The following is an 18683-nucleotide window of genomic DNA, read 5'->3' as shown; positions in this document are numbered from 1 at the left end:
TATTCAGGTTTTTACAACCGCATTGGGTATTTAGCTTTGTTGAAAACTAAATTTTAAATGAAGGTGTTCTTAAACAAACTACGTGCACTCCACATCATAATGATCAGTGGTTTATTTACAATAGTCGTTATCTCTTGCAGTGATGACATATATAATGATACCGATTTTGTAGCCGGTGAAACATTTACCGATAGTAACATTCGCCTCATATTGATCGATACATTAACGGTGAGTACATCCACCATGAAGTTCGATAGTTTAGCTACTTCTGAATCTACAAGAATTCTTACAGGAAAATATTCAGATGCTGTTTTTGGTACCGTTAGGGCATCTAGCTACATGCAATTTTTACCAGAGACCTATACCATAGATTCTGAGGCGGTATTTGATAGTTTGGTAATGGTCTTGGGCTATGATAATTACTACTACAATGACACGCTACAGAAAAACACCATTCACATTAAAAAAATTATAGAAAACCTGAATCCAGAAAGTGATGATTATTTCTACAATACGAGTAAAATCAGCTATGATGAAGATGACCTGGGTTTTTACGAATACAACCCAAGACCTTTGGCAGGAGACTCTATAACCATAAAAATGATAGACGATTTTGGTACGGATATATTCTCCAAACTACAGGAGAAAGACATTGTAAATTCTGATGAATATAGGGATTACTTTAAAGGCATAGCGCTCTTACCTGACGAAACCGACAATGGCTCAATCATCGGTTTTTCAAAATCTTCCGAGAATACTTACATGCGCTTATATTACAGTACAGAAACCGAATATGAATCTGAACAGGAATATTTTGATATTCAAATAAACGCAACAACCACACCAATTCCTTTCTTTAATAGCATAACCGCAGAAGACCCTATTACACCGCTACAGGGCTTAACAGATAGTAAGGTCAACTTAGAAAGTTCGGATTCTAACAACGAGAGTTACATTCAATCTGGTGTAGGAATAGCCATGAGAGTACAATTTCCAAGTATTACGAGTCTTTACGACATACCTGGCAGTGGCACCATATTGGACGGCACCCTTAAAATAAAACCAGTTGCCCAATCTTATAACGATAACCTAAAACTAAGAGACACCCTTGCGGTATATGTCGTTGACCAAAACAATGATTTGACCGAAACCCTGTCCTCTACTTCCTATGCTATTTTAAACAGGGACAATCAAGAATTTAACGACATCTATTATGAAATATCCTTGTCTTATTATTTAGAAGAGCTTTACCTAAAGGACAGGGATATTGATGATGCTTTAATCTTACTTCCTGTTGATTATAATTCTACTGTAGATCGATTTATTATGAGCGGAAACGGTAATGGGGAAAACGAAACAATTTTAGAATTAACATACGGTATTTACGATGAAGATTAACCAAATTATAGTGGTCACCATAGGAGCTTTTCTTGGCATACAGCAAATTTCAGCACAATCAGAAGCATTAACCAGTTCTCCTTATTCCTTATACGGACTAGGTGTTATTAACCAAACCAGTATTGGAAAGTTCAATAGTTTAGGCTATAGCGGTATTGGTATTAAATCGTCTTACGAGTTGAATAACTTAAACCCTGCCAATTACGCCTTAATACCCCAAAACTCTTTCCTGTATGATATTGGGGTTACCGGAGAATTTAATAATTACAGCAATACCTCGGACACTGAAGAAAAATCAAATGTCAATTTTTCCAATATCGCCTTTGGTTTTAGAATTGCAGAAAATTTTGGTGCAGGCATAACCATGGTACCTTATAGTGATGTTGGATATTCCCTACTTGGTGTAAGTAGCAACATTGAAGGGTCTACAAATTCATTTGAAAGTAACGTAACCGGTTTGGGCGGTCTAAATGATATTAAACTTAATATTGGTTATGCCTTAATTCCTAAGCTTAGGTTAGGTCTAAGTGCTTCATTCCTATTCGGTAACATTGAAGAGACGGAATCTTTTACTTACAATGCAACTGCTTTTGAATCTATAGAAAAAACAAATTATAGTGGTGCAAGACTTGGCTTTGGGCTGCAATATGATGTTAACGAAAAAATTACCATAGGTAGCACTGTACAACTACCTACAAGTTTAAACGGCAATTTAAAAAGGTCTATCAACAAGTCGTTATCCGGTATTGAAATTACTGTAGAGGACGAGAGTTCAGATACCGTATCAGACTTTAAATTACCCCTTGAGTTGGGATTTGGCATGAGCATTAAACCTATTGAAGAGCTGACATTTAGCGCAGATTACAAAAAGAATTTTTGGACCAACACCGATCAATCTGAAAATATAGGTAGTTATGAAGACCAAGACATCTATGCTTTTGGATTAGAATATATTCAAGACCCAACCAGCTATAAATATGGTCAAAGAATAGCATATAGATTAGGTTATAATTATGACAATGGATATTTAGCCATTAGTGATGAAAAAATTGAGGGCTACAATTTTACAGCAGGTATTGGTATACCAACAAGTAGAGGAACCCATTCTATGATCAACCTTTCATATAGCTATGGATCTAAAGGTCTATTACAAAACGTTTTGGTAAAGGAGAACTATCACTTACTTTCCTTGAACTTAAGCCTTGAAGATATCTGGTTTGTAAAGAAGAAGGTGTACTAATTAAAAAAAAGAAATACTTATTAAAACAATAAATTATGAAGTGAATTATACTTCTATTATTAAAATCTCCATTAGTAATTCATTTTTTTTGGAACCCTAATAGGAACTGAGAATTATGGATATTGAAAAAAGTCTAGATGAACAATCTAGGCTTTTACTATTTACCCTATTAACAAAACATTTAAATATATTCATTTCTTCAACATATCTATGTTGTTTACTTATTTCAGAAATTAAAATTCTAAACTTAAAATAGTAAAACCTATTTGCTTTGTTGATAGCCTTTTGATTATCATCTATTCCAAAGGCAAAACGAAATTAATTAGAATGACGTGTAGTTCCGTTGCAACTTACCTTTACGAAACAACAAACATTCATAAATACAAAAAGCCCGGATTATGCATCCGGGCTTTTATAAACTATCCTTTTTCAAGGATGTATGCTAATGAAATTACTTCTTCTTAGAATCAGCTTCCATTTTGTCTTTCAACGCTTGTAACGCATCGTTAGCATCACCTAAAGTAGGCTTAGCTTCATCTGCGCTAGCTGCTTGTCTTTTAACAGCCGCTTTTACATTACGTTGCTCTTCTTCACGGAAAATAGCAGTATGACTAGCTACAACACGTTTGAAGTCTTTGTTGAATTCAATAATCTTGAATTCAGCTTCATCACCTTTACCTAGTTTCTTACCATCTTCTTTTTCTAAATGACGTTGAGGAATAAATGCAGTAATATCATCGTTAAATTCAATTGTTGCACCTTTATCAACTACATCAGAAATGGTTGCTGTATGAACTGTACCCAATGCGAATTCAGTTTCATATTTATCCCATGGGTTTTCAGTAGTTTGCTTATGACCTAAGCTTAACTTACGACCATCAACATCTAATTCCAATACTTCAACTTCTAAAGTATCACCTACGTTAGTAAACTCAGATGGATGCTTGATTTTCTTAGTCCAAGAAAGATCAGAGATATAAATTAAACCGTCAATACCTTCTTCTAGCTCCACAAAAACACCAAAGTTTGTAAAGTTTCTTACAATACCTTTATGCTTAGAACCTACAGGGTATTTAGTTGTAATATCAGTCCAAGGATCTGGAGTCAATTGCTTGATACCAAGAGACATTTTACGATCTTCACGATCCAATGTCAATACAACCGCTTCAACCTCATCACCAACTTTTACGAAATCCTGTGCAGAACGCAAGTGCGTAGACCAAGACATTTCAGAAACGTGGATAAGACCTTCAACACCTTCAACAACTTCAATGAATGCGCCGTAATCAGCTATAACAACAACTTTTCCTTTTACTTTATCACCAATCTTAATTTCATCGGATAAAGCTTCCCAAGGGTGCTTCTCCAATTGCTTAAGACCTAATTGAATTCTAGATTTGTTTTCATCAAAATCAAGAATTACAACATTTAATTTCTGGTCAAGCTCAACAACCTCGTTCGGGTGGTTGATTCTGCTCCAAGAAAGGTCAGTAATGTGAACTAAACCATCAACACCACCTAAATCAATAAACACACCGTAAGAAGTAATGTTTTTAACAACACCTTCTAATACTTGTCCTTTTTCTAATTGGCTAATGATTTCTTTCTTCTGCTCTTCAATATCAGCTTCAATAAGCGCTTTATGAGAAACAACAACGTTCTTAAATTCGTGGTTTATTTTTACAACCTTGAATTCCATTGTTTTGTTAACATACTGATCGTAATCACGAATAGGCTTAACATCAATTTGAGAACCTGGTAAGAAAGCTTCAATACCAAATACGTCAACGATCATACCACCTTTAGTTCTGCACTTCACAAAACCACTAACGATTTCTTCTTTGTCATGAGCCGCATTTACACGGTCCCAAGCCATAATAGTTCTCGCCTTTCTGTGAGACAATACCAATTGACCACTTTTATCCTCACGAATATCGATCAATACCTCTACTTTGTCACCAACTTTTAAACCTGGGTTGTAACGGAATTCGTTCAACGAAATTACACCTTCAGATTTTGCGTTAATATCAATGATAGCTTCTCTATCCGTAATATAAACAACCTTACCTTCTACTACTTCCTCATCGGCAGTATCTACAAAGTTTTCGGCAACTAATTCTTCAAATTCCTTTAATTTAGAATCATCTACACGCTCAATTCCTTGCTCGTATTTTTCCCAGTTAAAGTTTTCTAAGAATTCTTTTGGATCTTGCTGTGGAGTTTCAACAGCTTGTTGTGTTGCTTCAGTAGTAGCTTCTACCTCAGCGTTTGTTTTTTCTTCAGCCATTTGCTGATTAATAATTTGTATTCCATAACCTTATCAAGACTTAGGCAACAACTATGAAAGTAGTTATATTTATTTGTTTATCTAATCCCTTTTTTTCTTGACTTCCTTGCAAAAAAGGTGTGCAAAAATAATCATTTTATTTAAATTAGACAACAGAACGACTTATTACACGTTCAATTATGAATTATGGCATGATTTTGGAGTAAAATATCCTAAATATGCTTATCTTAGAAGTATTATAATAACCATTAAAAAAAGTAAAATTATGAGTGTTAAGGCAAAATATCAAGGTGTTTTAGATCTTGGTGAGCAATTAGGTATAAAAGACGGTAATGTAACTGTTGAAGGTGATGTTCTTAAAGTTAAAGGACAAGCAAAAACACCTTATGAAAAAGACCTAATGTGGGATAAGATTAAACAACTAGGCGGCGAAAGCCCTTCTGATATCAAAGCCAACATTACGGTTGAAGATGATTCCGTTTATCACAGACACGTAGTTAAAGGTGGTGAGTCTCTTAGTAAAATAGCTAAGCACTATTATGGTGACCCTATGAAATACAAGGCAATTTTTGAAGCGAACACCGGTATCTTAAAAAATCCGGATGTAATTCACCCAGACCAAGTGTTGGTTATACCGAACAAATAATATTCAATAGAATATAAAATGAAAAGAGGTTAGCAATGCTAACCTCTTTTTTTATGCTTGCTTCTCTATAACCCGAAGCGAATGTTCATAAATTCTTTGAAATTGATCTTCTAGCCCTAGATCACTATTATCAAACTCAATGGCATCTTCTGCCTTTTTTAAAGGCGAAATTGCCCGGTTACTGTCTATATAATCTCGTTTTTGAACATTTTCAAGAATATCTTCATAATCAACATCCTCACCCCTATCCAGTAATTCTTTATATCTTCTTACCGCTCTTTTTTCTGGTGAAGCTGTCATGAAAATTTTAAGTTCTGCATTTGGGAATACTACAGTACCAATATCCCTGCCGTCCATCACTATTCCTTTACCATCACCCATTGTTTGCTGCATTGCAACTAATTTTTCCCGTACAGCTTTTATTATAGAGACTTGACTTACATTCTTAGAAACCGGCATGGTTCTAATCTCTTTCTCTACATTTTCACCATTCAAGTACATTTCCGCAAAACCTAGTTCCGAATTAAAAATAAAATTCAGCTCAATGTCGCCTAATGACTTTACCAATGCATCTTCATCGATCTCACCAGCATTTACAAATCCTGATTTCATAGCGAACAAAGTGACTGCACGGTACATGGCACCCGTATCTACGTAAACATATTCCAGCTTTTTAGCTAGTTGCTTTGCCAAGGTACTTTTTCCCGTAGAGGAGAATCCGTCAATTGCAATGGTAATTTTTTTCATTGTTCCAAAAATATAAAGAAAAGCAAGATTATAGTTCCTTTGCGTTTTTTACATTAACATCGGTAATGGCAATATCTATTACTTCAGACATTTCTTTTACATAGTGAAAGGTAAGCCCTTTTAAATAAGATTCTTTAATCTCCTTGATATCACGCTCATTATCCGCACAAAGAATTATCTCTTTGATCTTTGCTCTCTTGGCCGCAAGAATCTTCTCTTTAATTCCGCCAACCGGTAACACCTTACCACGTAGCGTAATTTCTCCGGTCATCGCCAAACTCTTTTTAATGCGCTTTTGTGTAAATAATGATACCAAAGAAGTTAACATAGTAATACCTGCACTTGGACCATCTTTCGGAGTAGCACCTTCTGGTACGTGTATATGCACATTGTATTTTTCAAAAATAGAAGGATCAATACCAAAACGTTCTGCATTAGATTTTATGTATTCCATTGCAATGGTGGCAGACTCCTTCATGACTTTACCAAGGTTTCCGGTTATACTCATGGACCCTTTACCTTTAGAAAGAATAGACTCTATGAATAATATATCACCTCCTACACTAGTCCAGGCCAAACCTGTGACTACGCCAGCAACTTCATTATTTTCATATTTGTTACGCTCCATTTTTGGTGCTCCCAATACTTCAATTATATCTTCATTGCTGACCTTAACATCATATTCTTCTTCCGTAGCAATAGATTTAGCTGCATAACGTACCATTTTGGCAATTTGTTTTTCCAAAGAGCGTACTCCAGATTCACGTGTGTACCCTTCAACAATCTTTTCTAATTGCGGCTTACCAATTTTTAAGTGGCTAGCATCTAGGCCATGCTCGGTCAATTGCTTAGGTAGTAAATGCTTCTTAGCGATCTCTACTTTTTCTTCAATGGTATAACCGGTTACATTAATGATTTCCATACGGTCTCTTAATGCCGGCTGAATACTACCTAGATTATTTGCCGTAGCAACGAACATTACTTTAGATAGATCATAACCCAACTCCAAGAAGTTATCATGGAAGTCACTGTTCTGCTCCGGGTCTAACACCTCTAACATTGCCGAAGAAGGATCACCTTGGTTACTATTGGATAACTTATCTATCTCATCCAGTATAAAGACAGGGTTTGATGTACCTGCCTTTTTAAGACTTTGAATAATTCTACCAGGCATTGCACCAATATAAGTTTTACGGTGACCTCTAATTTCAGCTTCATCTCTTAATCCGCCCAATGACATTCTTACATACTCTCTTCCTAAAGCCTCTGCAATAGATTTGCCCAATGATGTCTTACCCACTCCCGGTGGACCATATAGACAAAGTATAGGTGATTTCATATCGTTGCGCAGCTTCAGAACCGCTAAGTATTCAATGATCCTTTTCTTTACATCTTCTAAGCCATAGTGGTCTCTATCAAGAATTCTTTCCGCTCTTTTTAAATCGAACTTATCCTTAGAATATTCTTTCCATGGCAAATCCAATAACAGGTCCAAATAATTTCTTTGAATAGAATATTCTGCCACCTGCGGATTCATCCGCTTCATTTTGGATAATTCCTTATCAAAATGCTCTTTTTCTTTCTTGCCCCACTTCTTTTTCTTGGACTTCTCCTTCATTTCCTCAAGCTCCTCATCATAAGAAACCCCACCTAATTCTTCTTGAATGGTCTTCATCTGCTGGTGCAAGAAATACTCTCTCTGTTGTTGGTCCAAGTCATTCCTGACCTTAGACTGTATATCATTTTTAAGTTCAAGCTTTTGCATTTCAACATTCATATATTTCAATGTTGCCAATGCTCTTTCTTGCAAACTACCAATTTCCAATAGCTCTTGCTTTGCCTTAACATCTAGGTTTAAGTTGGACGATACAAAATTTATCAAGAACGAATTGCTCTGAATATTTTTTATGGCGAAAGATGCTTCACTTGGTATATTAGGGTTATCCCTTATGATTTTTAAAGCCAATTCTTTGATAGATTCAATTATGGCCAAAAATTCTTTGTCGTTCTTTTCTGGTCTTACTTCCTCGGTCTCTCTAACAGTTGCCGTAAAATATGGCTTTTTGGTCAAAACCTCAGCAATCTCAAAACGCTTTTTACCTTGTATGATTACGGTAGTATTACCATCCGGCATTTGTAGTACGCGTAATATTCTTGCTACCGTACCCAAGGTATTGATATCTTGAACATCTGGGTTTTCCGTTTCCTCATCTTTCTGGGAAACCACACCTATGACCTTAGATCCATTATTGGCGTCTTTTATCAATTGTATACTTTTATCCCTGCCAGCAGTAATAGGAATTACTACACCAGGAAAAAGCACGGTGTTTCTTAAAGGTAAAATCGGTAATGTTTCTGGCAGTATCTCACTATTCATTTGCTCCTCATCTTCCGGGGTCAATAGTGGTATAAGCTCAGAATCTTGATCAATTCCTTGTAAAGACATATTGTCAAAATTTGAAAATTTAGAATCTCCCATACTCATATATCGGTCATTCTGTCATTAAACCAACAGAATTTAGTTTTTATAAATTATACATAATTGCCGTAAAAACAATGAAAATCAGTGAAATACGGCTTTTTGCACTTTCATTTGCTATTATCTATTTCAATTCTTGTGCCAACTGAATTATTTCGTTTTTAAAAAATGAAGTTTACCATTATAAAGAATTTTCAATAATAATTCTAACAAACTGTAACAAACCGTAAATTGAATCATCTTTCAATAAACCAATCACTTTTTGAGCCAACAAAGAGAACATATTGATGAGCTAGTGCAATTGTGCTTAGCCGGTAAACAAAGTGCACAGCTAGAAGTGTACAACAGGTATTACAAGGCTATGTACAATACATCACTTAGAATTGTAAAAGATACTGCCCAAGCGGAAGACATTATGCAAGAATCGTTTTTAAGCGCATTTACGAAGCTGCATACTTTTAAAGGGGAAGTAACTTTTGGATCTTGGCTAAAGCGTATTGTTATCAATAACAGTATACATCAATATAGAAAGCAACAAAAAAAGAACGAAGTTGCTTTAGATGAAGTATTGTACAAGGTCGAAGATAATGACGGAATTGCATCTGACCATGTGTTTACAGAACTAAAGGCTCAAAAAGTGATGGAAACCATGAAAGATTTAAAAGACAACTACAGAATTTCTTTGACCTTACATCTAATTGAAGGGTTTGATTATGATGAAATCAGTGAAATTATGAACATTAGTTATGCCAATTGCAGAACTACCGTTTCTAGAGCAAAAGAAAGTTTAAGAAAAAAACTAACACTCGTAGTCTAATGAAGAAAGATACTATTGACGAGCTTTTTAATAAGCTACAGGACCAATTGGATTATGCCGAACCCGCCAGTGGGCACCAACAGCGATTTTTAGAAAAACTAAACGAATCTAAAGGCGTAGTTACACTTGAAACCAAGAAAAAGAACAATTGGTTACTATTTCTATCGGTTGCGGCATCACTTGCCATTTTATTAACGGTTGGCTTATCCCAATTCAAAACAGCATCAAGTATTGAAGAAAAAGTTGCCGAGATTTCGCCAGAAGCATCAAAAACGCAATTCTATTTTGCCAATTTAATAGAAGAGCAAGTAAAAGAACTGAATTCGGAAAAATCACCCGAAACAGAAAAAATTATTAATGACACCATGGTCCAATTAAAGAAGCTACAGCTGAATTATACCCAAATGGAGCAAGACCTTTTAAATGGAGGTAACAGCAGGTTAATTTTAAGTGCCATGATCACCAATTTCCAAACAAGGATCGACCTATTAAATGAGGTTATGATTCAAATTGAAAATATTAAATCAATTAAAAAAGCAAATGATGAAAACTTTACTATATAAATATACTTGGCTACTTATGCTTGTATTTACTACTGCTGCCAATGCCAATGACACCTCTTTTGACGGTAAACACACTAGAGAAAAAACCATAAAAAAAGAATTCAACGTCAATGCCAATGCATTGCTTAAGATCAACAATTCTTACGGCAATTTAAACATTACTTCTTGGAACGAAAATAAGGTAGTGATAGAAGTACATATTAAAACTAACGGCAACAACGAAGATAAGGTTCAGAAAAAATTGGATGAAATATCCGTTGATTTTGAAGCTAGCAGCGAACGCGTTTCCGCAAAAACCATTTTTAACAAAAATAACAATGGTTGGGGATGGAGCTGGGGAAATAATGGTAATGTAAATATGCAGATCAACTACACCATAAAAGTCCCTGTCAAGAATAATGTAGACCTAAGTAACGATTACGGAAATATTATATTGGACAGAATTGATGGGCATGCAAGAATTAATTGTGATTATGGCAGATTGGAACTTGGTGAACTTAGAGGCAGAAACAATAAATTAAACTTTGACTACACTTCTAAATCTACGATAGGGTACATTAATAGTGCAGAAATTAGAGCCGACTATTCTGGCTTTACTATTGAAAAAGCCGGTAACCTTGCTATCAACGCCGACTATACAAATGCAAGTATCGGCACCATGGATAATTTAGAATATACCAGTAATTATGGAAATATGGATGTTTCCGAATTGAACAATATAGATGGAAATGGCGATTACATTACCATAAAACTGGGCACCATTCATGGAAACGTTTCTATCGTGGCAGACTATGGTTCTGTTCGTATAGACGAATTGGCGGCAGATGCGGGCAATGTAGAAATAAGAACGGATTATACAGGTATTAAAATAGGATATAACAGCCAATATCATTTCGATTTTGATATATCTACCAGTTATGCGGGTGTAAGCGGAAAAGACGACTTTACCATTAATATTAGCACAGAAAAATCTTCGGACAAGCATTATGAAGGCTTTTATGGCTCTAAAGGAAAGGGAAATAAAATGACGCTTTCAAGTGATTATGGCGGAATAAGTTTTACCAAAAAATAAATATCAATCAATCAATCAATCAATCAATCAATCAATTAAAAATGAAAATCATGAAAAAATTAAGTGTATTACTAAGTGCAGCATTAATCTCATTTTCTTGTTCTGCACAATGGGGAAAGACCATTAAAGGAAACGGAAACAATATTACCATTGAAAGAAACACCGGCGATTATGACGGAGTAGCAGTATCCGGCTGGTTTGATGTTGACTTGGTTTCTGGTAACGAAGGGGAGATTACCCTAAATGGCGAAGAAAACCTTTTAGAATATATTATTACAGAAGTAAAAGATGGAAAACTAATAATCAGGACGGAAAAAGGTTTTAATCTAAAAACCAGCAATTGGAAATCAAAAATTCTTATTACCGTTCCAGTAGAATCTATTGACCATGTTGCCCTATCAGGTTCAGGTGATATTGTTGGAAAAACAAAAATAAAAGCCGATAATTTCAGTACGGCAATGTCCGGTTCTGGAGATATTACACTAGATATAGATTCTAACTCACTTTCTACTTCAATGTCAGGGTCAGGCAATATAACCTTAAGTGGTACTACAAATAACTTTGAAGCTACTATCTCTGGTAGTGGAGATATAGAGGCATATGATCTAGAAGCGGATAATGTAGAAGCTACAGTTTCCGGTTCTGCAGATATAGAAGTGACCGCAAACAAATCTATCAAAGCCCGTGTATCTGGCTCTGGTGATATTTCATATAAAGGCAATCCAGATAAAGTAAACACAAAAAGTTCTGGATCGGGCAGTATTTCTAAAAACTAAAAAGCAAAAAACCTCGTGGCAGATACTAAATGCAAAGTACCAAAAACTAGATATAGACCTATACTTAAGTTTCAAAATTTATAGTAGCGCTACGAACAATCAAAAATCGAACAGCAACTAAGGCTTCTTTTTCTATAAAAGGAGCCTTTTATTTTGTACCCGATTGCAGATCGGTTTTCCATTTATTCCAATCATCAATGAAATAATTCAAAATTATGGGGCTATCAAGAGTATTGACCTTAGTTTCTTTAATGGTAATATCTTTTGGAAATTGAAAAGCCATTTGAAATTGGTTTTCCGTCAAAAATTTTAAATCTGAAGGCAGTACAGATTTTATATTCTCCTCTTCTATTTCTTCATCACTTGCCATTACAAAACCCCAATCTCCAAATGACGGAATATAAGAATGGTATGGCTTTACATAATTAAAAATTGGCGCTAAGGTATTGTTGATACAACTGAACACAGAATTGGAAAAGTATATTTCACCAGATTGGGTTACGAACAACCCATCTTTATTTAAACATTGCTTGGCCAGAAGAAAAAATTGTTTACTGTACAACCTTGCCAAAGCTTCATTTGTAGGGTCGGGCAGATCGGCAATTATAATATCATATCCTTTAGCTTCATTATACAAAAACGTAAAAGCGTCTTGTGCAATTAAATTTACACGTATATCCTTCGCTGCACCTTCATTTATTTTCGTAAAATATGGATCTCTTTTAGCTAAATGAAACATTGTACTATCAATATCCACAACATCTACGCGCGTAATACCAGGGTGCTTCAACACTTCCCTACTTGCCAAATTTTCACCACCACCAAGGATCAATACTGATTTTGGATTTTTATGTAAAGAGATCGGTATATGCACCAAAGGTTCATGATACCTATATTCATCAGAAGAAGAAAATTGTATGACCCTGTTCAAATACAACCTAACATCTTCCTTTTTTTTTGTAACTACTATTTTTTGATAGGGCGTTTGTTCATTTAAAACAATGGGGTTTTTATATATAGCTTGGTCCCATATTTTCAAAAATTTACCTCCAAAGACTACCAAAATAACTAGAACGGTCATAGAAGCTATACCCAACACCAATGTTTTTTTAGATTTTTCTAATAGAAAATGATTTAAAACCAACCCTAATAGAATATTGATTATTCCAAAAATTAATGAGGAATAATACAACCCAACAAATGGCAATAAAATAAAAGGAAACAATAATGTAGCGATCAGCCCGCCTATATAATCCAAAGACAGAACATTGGATAAATTATTTTTAAAATCAACTTCATTAGACACAAATGTCAACAAAGGCACTTCCATACCCGTTAAAAGACCTATCAATAATATTATTACCAAACATATTATTTGTAAGGCAAGGGCATTGACCGACACAAATGAATAAAAAAGTAACGGTACCGATATGCCACCTATTAAACCCAATAAAAATTCTATGTGTACAAAAAATTTCAAAGGCATTTCTCGTAGAAATTTTGATAAAAATGCCCCAATACCCATTGAAAACAAGTAAACACCTATAATTATCGAAAATTGCCTAACACCATCACCTAAAAAATAAGTTGCTGTAGTACTGATCAAAAGTTCATATATGATGGAACAAAGACCGGCAATAAAAACAGCAAACGAAATAAGTACTCTATTTCTCATAAAATTTAGTTAAGTTTGATTACTATTCTACAATAGAAAACCGTTTCAAAGATGAATAAAAAAATGATGACTGGATTGGCATTTTCAAGAAAATTAATGCTAACCACCGCTTTAGGCACTTCTATTTTATTGACCAGTTGTGGTGATAATGACGGAAGCCCAAGAATTAAAGACTCTGAAGAAAAAACAATTTACGAGGCTACAAAAGGTACAGTTACCGAAGTTGAGGAAATTGAACCGGGCGATGACTATAAAATTATAGACGAACGCATTATTGACAAGAAAGAAAATTCTATTGCTATAGTACATGGTCTAGATGGCCAAATAGATACTTTGTCATTGGCCAAAATCGATAATAATTCTAACGAAACAAATTACCGTAACAGATCCGGTCTTAGAACTATTTTATATTACTCATTAGCTTCTTCTTATTTCAACAGAAATTTATCTAACGTAACACCAAATTCCAGTTACTATAAAAATTCTACTGCCTATAACAAATCGACAGATTTAAAAAATGATTTAAAAAGTTCCGCTACTTCAAGAAAAATTAGAGTTGCAGGAGCATCATCAAAAGGATATGGAAGCGGAAAATCGTTTAGGTCGTTTGGAGGATAATCGTTTTAAAGAAATAAAACGATTAAAAAAAAAGCATGTCTCCCATCATTTACTTTGGTACTTAAAGCAAGATTATTTTACGGATGAATTACTAGGGCTTTATAATTTTGAAATAGAAAATTATAAAAAACTAAGTACAGGGGCATATGATTTATTTGAAAAAGCTACCGATAAAATTATCAACGAGAACAAGTTAACAGACTTGGGTATACCTGAGTTCTTTCATGACTGTATACGGCATACTTGGAAAAACAGAAGCAAGCATCCTTTTTTATATGGACGATTTGATATTAACGGAGGTATAAAACAGCCGGAATCCCGTATAATTGAATTTAATGCCGATACATGTAGCACATTACCTGAAACCATTCATTGGCAATCTTTACAGAACAAAGAATTAAAAGGCAATGACCACAGCCAATTCAACAATCTGACCAAGGATATAGGCAGTATATTACACAGTTTAAAAAGTACCATCAATCATTCAAACCCATTTATACTGGGCTCTTCATTTGGGTATAAAGAAGATGTCTTAAATGTAAATTCTATATTGGATATTGCGCATGACCAAGGGTATAAATCATTCTATGTAAATCTTGAAGATGTCATTTTCTCTGAAGAAAACGGAATTCTATATGAAATAAACGGGGAATACCAAATGGTAGATGTCTGGTTTAAAATGATTCCTTGGGATTGGATGTTCAATGAAGAACCTCAATTGGCAAAAGAGCTCTCCACTATAATTTGCAAAGATCTTTGCACAGTATTTAATCCTCCTTATAGCGCTATCTGGCAAAATAAAAAATTCATGAGCTATATTACCCAGCATTTTCCTAATGATACAATAGCGCAAACATTTTTAAACCCTCCTAGTCTTGAGAATTACGTAACTAAGCCAGTGTACGGGAGGTTGGGCGAAAACATAACCATTACGGGTAAATTAAATTCTAAATCTAAAGGTGATTTTGATGGGCAAGAAAAAGTGTATCAAAAGTTTTACCCTTTAGAAAAAGACATGGAGAATTACTACTATCAAACAGGACTGTTTTTTACGGATAAGCCTTCTGCCCTAAATTTACGAGCAGAAGAAAACCCGATTATATCAGATGATTGTGAATTTATTTCCCATTATATTATCTAATATCCAAATTGGAAGGTTTCACCAAATCCAATGAGCCCCTGTTCAATTTGTTCAGCTCTATTTTATTAGATTCAAATAGCTTTTTCAACAATCCGGTAACCACATTGGCATCAAATTCTTTACATGAAAATACATCTACAGCTGCATAATTATGCTCTGGCCATGTATGAATACTAATATGACTTTCTGCCAAAAGAATAAAACCTGTTACACCAATAGGTTCAAATTGCTTGAATGCTTCATTTAGTTCTTCTAAATTAAGAGTAGCCGTAATTGTATGTAAAGATTCCTTTATATAAGGGACAAAAGAAAGCTTTTCTGCATTACAATTATACACATCCCAAGTAGCATGAATACCTATGAACAAAATTTAAAGATTTAAGTTTTAATTACTCTAGCTCTCTTGATGCAGAAACCAAATTGATGAATTCTATGGGAGAAAATAGTTTTTGAAGCACCTCATAACCAGCAGTAGATTCCATTTGCACTGTCTCTGGTAACGTTTCCCGTGGTCCATAATCCCAAGTAACCGGGTTGATCAGACCATCAACAATTGCATAATCGCCTTCAAGCTCAACACCTAAAAACTCAACAGTTCTTTTATTGGTCAATTGATATATAGAGTAAGAATTATTACTGCCGTAATATTCACCAGCCATTAAATATTCCGTTAAAGTTGGATTGACCATATACACATCTTCCTGAAAATTAAAATCTACAATACTATCGTTCTTTAAAGTCAAAGAATGCATACCCTTACCCATTTCAACCCAAACTACTTGTTCTGCAGGTATTTCAACTTCTAATGAATCTACTTTGATAATAACAGGTTCGGTCGTTGGGTTGTCAATAGCCAAATCTACACTGTTGGTACCACAAGAGACTAATAGTAACGATAAACTTAGGAGACTAAATAAATATTTCATTGTTAATGGTTTACTGGTTGTACTAGGTTATTTAATGCTAATATACTTATTAATTTTCAGGTTCCCCCTTTTCTTTTGGTACTCGTAACAACAACAAAATACCGCCCAAAAAGAATATGAATAAAAACAGTATTGCATTTCGCATGTTACTTACCTGGTCTATTATGGCAAAGAGTGCCATACCTATAACAATACCAATTTTCTCCGCAACATCATAAAAACTAAAATATGACGTAGTGTCGTCTGTTTCCGGTAAAAATTTTGAATATGTGGAACGGCCTAACGATTGTACACCTCCCATTACCAGACCAACAAAGCCCGCCGCAATATAAAATTGCATGGGCGTTACCATAAAATATGCATAGATACAAAGCAACATCCAAATTGCATTTATTACGACAAGGGTTTTAATATTGCCATATGTATCAGAAGCCTTAGATGTTATTACAGCACCCACTATAGCTACTAACTGTATGACCAAAACACTAATGATCAAACCTGTGGTTTTTTCACCATCCGTACCCCATGCAATTTCTTTTTCCCCAAAGTATACGGCAACTAGCATAATAGTTTGTACTGCCATACTAAATACAAAAAAAGCATTTAAATAACGCTTTAATCTTTCGTTCTCTTTTAATTGAGCCCAGACAACCTTAAGCTCCTTAAGTCCGTTAAACAGAATATCTCGCGTTATTTTATGACCCTTGCCAACTCCCTTGGGCAATACCCAAAACGTATATTGACTAAAAATCAGCCACCACACACCAACTGTTATAAAAGAAATTCTCATAGCCTCTACCTTAGCCATATTTAACGTGTCTTCCGTTTCACCAATATTAAATCCGAACCATTCCGGTTTCATGACCATTGCCAGATTTAATAATAATAGAAGAACACTACCAAAATATCCTAATGAAAAACCTTTAGCACTAATACTATCTTGCTGATGTTCATAAGCTATATCTGGCAAATAAGAATTATAGAAAACAAGGCTACCCCAATACCCTATCAATCCCATAAAATAAAACAAAAGGCTTAAATGAATTTGCCCAAGATCAAACCAATACAATCCAATACAACCAACGCTACCCGTATAGCAAAAGAACTTCATAAACATTTTCTTATTACCAACGTAATCTGCTATACCTGATAATATTGGCGATAAAAAGGCAACTACAAGAAAGGTAAAAGCGGTAACGATAGAAATAAGTACCGTCTGTTTCATTTCAAAGCCAAAAGCAGAAACCAATTCCTCTTTATCGGCAAAGAGCGTTGCATAATAAATGGGAAAAATAGAGGAAGCTATGGTCAAGGTATACACTGAATTTGCCCAATCGTAAAAGGCCCATGCATTCAACAATTTTTTACTTCCTTTTGCAATAAGTGTCTTTCCCATATATAAAAATAAAAAGCCGTTCATTTCTGAACGGCTTCAATATACAATAATCCTTTACGTTTTACTTAAAATTTGTTACTCCAAATTTTGCTGCCTCCGCAGCGGCATCTGGTGCCCAAGCCGTTAGGTTATTTATTCTTGTATCATTTGAAGGGTGCGTGCTCATAAATTCCGGTGGAGCTTGCCCCCCACTGTTTGCCTTCATTCGTTTCCAAAGCTCTGCAGCTTCATAAGGATCATAACCGGCAATAGCCATAATCTGCAAACCAATTCTATCCGCTTCGGTCTCATGGCTTCTACTAAATGGAAGCATACCTAAATATTGCGTACCTACACCGTAGGCTTGGTTGAACAACCCTAAAGTTTGTTGGTTCTTAATTGCAACATTACCTGCCACAGCACCTAACTGTTGTAATGTACCTGCACTCATACGTTGTGCGCCATGATCTGCCAATGCATGGGCTACCTCATGACCCATAACTACGGCTACACCTGTTTCTGTTTGGGTAATTGGCAAAATACCGGTATAAAATACAATTTTACCCCCTGGCATACACCAAGCGTTTACCGTTTCATCTTTTACCAAATTATATTCCCATTTATAGTCAGCCAAATAACCCGGATGCCCATTTGCGGTCAACCAACGCTCCGCAGCGCTTGAGATTCGCTGGCCTACCCTTGTAATCATTTGAGCGTCTGCCGTACCGCTTACCACGTTGTTCTCTGTCAAGAACTGATCATATTGTGCAAATGCAGACGGAAACACCTGACTATTAGGATAAAAATTCAATGTTTTTTGACCTGTAAAGGGGTTAACCTTACAAGCGCTTACGCCTAAAAAGACGAATGCTATTAATACTAATTTTCTCATATTATTAAATTTAGTTAATGGTATTAAACTA

General features: G+C 35.0%; 17 protein-coding genes. 9 read left to right on the top strand and 8 right to left on the bottom strand.

What is annotated here, in order from left to right; all coding sequences use genetic code 11:
• Nucleotides 1-57: 57 nt before the first annotated feature.
• Nucleotides 58-1398 (top strand): DUF4270 family protein, encoded by a 1341-nt coding sequence (locus PXC01_RS12865; RefSeq protein ID WP_276472703.1) that lies wholly within the window; start codon nt 58-60, stop codon nt 1396-1398.
• Nucleotides 1388-2638: a BamG family beta-barrel-assembly machinery protein gene (gene bamG / locus PXC01_RS12860; RefSeq protein ID WP_276472702.1), complete on the top strand. Its 1251-nt coding sequence runs from the start codon at nt 1388-1390 to the stop codon at nt 2636-2638. The genes PXC01_RS12865 and bamG overlap by 11 nt, the downstream gene beginning before the upstream one ends.
• Nucleotides 2639-3089: 451 nt before the next feature.
• On the opposite strand, the gene rpsA is transcribed toward bamG, so the two are convergent.
• The gene (rpsA, locus tag PXC01_RS12855) at nt 3090-4925 is read right to left on the bottom strand and encodes a 30S ribosomal protein S1 (RefSeq protein WP_276472701.1); all 1836 of its coding nucleotides are present in this window, start codon (nt 4923-4925) and stop codon (nt 3090-3092) included.
• A gap of 265 nt (nt 4926-5190) precedes the next feature.
• Here rpsA and PXC01_RS12850 point away from each other — a divergent pair, with 265 nt between their 5' ends.
• Complete coding sequence (locus PXC01_RS12850; RefSeq protein WP_276472700.1) at nt 5191-5571, top strand: LysM peptidoglycan-binding domain-containing protein; 381 nt, start codon at nt 5191-5193, stop codon at nt 5569-5571.
• Nucleotides 5572-5622: 51 nt separating this feature from the next.
• Here the strand turns inward: PXC01_RS12850 and cmk are convergent, their stop codons facing one another.
• Nucleotides 5623-6318, bottom strand: a complete 696-nt coding sequence (gene cmk, locus PXC01_RS12845) for a (d)CMP kinase (RefSeq protein WP_276472699.1) — start codon at nt 6316-6318, stop codon at nt 5623-5625.
• A gap of 28 nt (nt 6319-6346) precedes the next feature.
• Nucleotides 6347-8797, bottom strand: coding sequence for an endopeptidase La (gene lon, locus PXC01_RS12840; RefSeq protein WP_276472956.1), 2451 nt, complete (start codon nt 8795-8797; stop codon nt 6347-6349).
• Nucleotides 8798-9059: 262 nt separating this feature from the next.
• Between lon and PXC01_RS12835 the strand changes: the two genes are divergently transcribed.
• From PXC01_RS12835 to PXC01_RS12820, 4 genes are read left to right on the top strand one after another with little or no spacing between them, the layout of a single operon-like run.
• Nucleotides 9060-9614, top strand: coding sequence for an RNA polymerase sigma factor (locus tag PXC01_RS12835; protein ID WP_276472698.1), 555 nt, complete (start codon nt 9060-9062; stop codon nt 9612-9614).
• On the top strand, nt 9614-10177 hold the full coding sequence (locus PXC01_RS12830) for a hypothetical protein (protein WP_276472697.1): 564 nt from the start codon (nt 9614-9616) through the stop codon (nt 10175-10177). Before PXC01_RS12835 ends, PXC01_RS12830 begins: the two co-directional genes overlap by 1 nt.
• Nucleotides 10158-11249 carry a DUF4097 family beta strand repeat-containing protein gene (locus PXC01_RS12825; RefSeq protein WP_276472955.1) on the top strand — a complete coding sequence of 364 codons (1092 nt, stop codon included), beginning with the start codon at nt 10158-10160 and terminating at the stop codon, nt 11247-11249. The genes PXC01_RS12830 and PXC01_RS12825 overlap by 20 nt, the downstream gene beginning before the upstream one ends.
• 50 nt (nt 11250-11299) lie before the next feature.
• Nucleotides 11300-12025 carry a head GIN domain-containing protein gene (locus tag PXC01_RS12820; RefSeq protein ID WP_276472696.1) on the top strand — a complete coding sequence of 242 codons (726 nt, stop codon included), beginning with the start codon at nt 11300-11302 and terminating at the stop codon, nt 12023-12025.
• Nucleotides 12026-12173: 148 nt separating this feature from the next.
• On the opposite strand, the gene PXC01_RS12815 is transcribed toward PXC01_RS12820, so the two are convergent.
• Nucleotides 12174-13700 carry a polyamine aminopropyltransferase gene (locus PXC01_RS12815; RefSeq protein WP_276472695.1) on the bottom strand — a complete coding sequence of 509 codons (1527 nt, stop codon included), beginning with the start codon at nt 13698-13700 and terminating at the stop codon, nt 12174-12176.
• A gap of 51 nt (nt 13701-13751) precedes the next feature.
• On the opposite strand from PXC01_RS12815, the gene PXC01_RS12810 reads away from it, so the two are divergent.
• Both PXC01_RS12810 and PXC01_RS12805 read left to right on the top strand, forming a co-directional pair.
• Nucleotides 13752-14318 carry a Cj0371 family chemotaxis-regulating polar lipoprotein gene (locus tag PXC01_RS12810; RefSeq protein ID WP_276472694.1) on the top strand — a complete coding sequence of 189 codons (567 nt, stop codon included), beginning with the start codon at nt 13752-13754 and terminating at the stop codon, nt 14316-14318.
• Nucleotides 14281-15459: a glutathionylspermidine synthase family protein gene (locus PXC01_RS12805; protein ID WP_276472693.1), complete on the top strand. Its 1179-nt coding sequence runs from the start codon at nt 14281-14283 to the stop codon at nt 15457-15459. Before PXC01_RS12810 ends, PXC01_RS12805 begins: the two co-directional genes overlap by 38 nt.
• Here the strand turns inward: PXC01_RS12805 and speD are convergent.
• The 4 genes from speD to PXC01_RS12785 all read right to left on the bottom strand — a co-directional run bounded on the left by speD (nt 15452) and on the right by PXC01_RS12785 (nt 18652).
• The gene (speD, locus tag PXC01_RS12800) at nt 15452-15826 is read right to left on the bottom strand and encodes an adenosylmethionine decarboxylase (protein WP_276472692.1); all 375 of its coding nucleotides are present in this window, start codon (nt 15824-15826) and stop codon (nt 15452-15454) included. The genes PXC01_RS12805 and speD overlap by 8 nt on opposite strands.
• A 22-nt stretch (nt 15827-15848) precedes the next feature.
• Nucleotides 15849-16385 carry a hypothetical protein gene (locus PXC01_RS12795; RefSeq protein ID WP_276472691.1) on the bottom strand — a complete coding sequence of 179 codons (537 nt, stop codon included), beginning with the start codon at nt 16383-16385 and terminating at the stop codon, nt 15849-15851.
• Nucleotides 16386-16434: 49 nt separating this feature from the next.
• Complete coding sequence (locus tag PXC01_RS12790) at nt 16435-17781, bottom strand: MFS transporter (protein ID WP_276472690.1); 1347 nt, start codon at nt 17779-17781, stop codon at nt 16435-16437.
• A gap of 61 nt (nt 17782-17842) precedes the next feature.
• Nucleotides 17843-18652 (bottom strand): M48 family metallopeptidase, encoded by an 810-nt coding sequence (locus PXC01_RS12785; RefSeq protein WP_276472689.1) that lies wholly within the window; start codon nt 18650-18652, stop codon nt 17843-17845.
• Nucleotides 18653-18683 lie beyond the last annotated feature (31 nt).

It is taken from the genome of Maribacter huludaoensis, from assembly GCF_029350945.1.
GTDB classification, from domain to species: Bacteria; Bacteroidota; Bacteroidia; order Flavobacteriales; family Flavobacteriaceae; genus Maribacter; species Maribacter huludaoensis.
The sequence above is the reverse complement of the archived record's forward strand: the minus strand, read 5'-3'. Positions and strand labels throughout refer to the sequence as shown.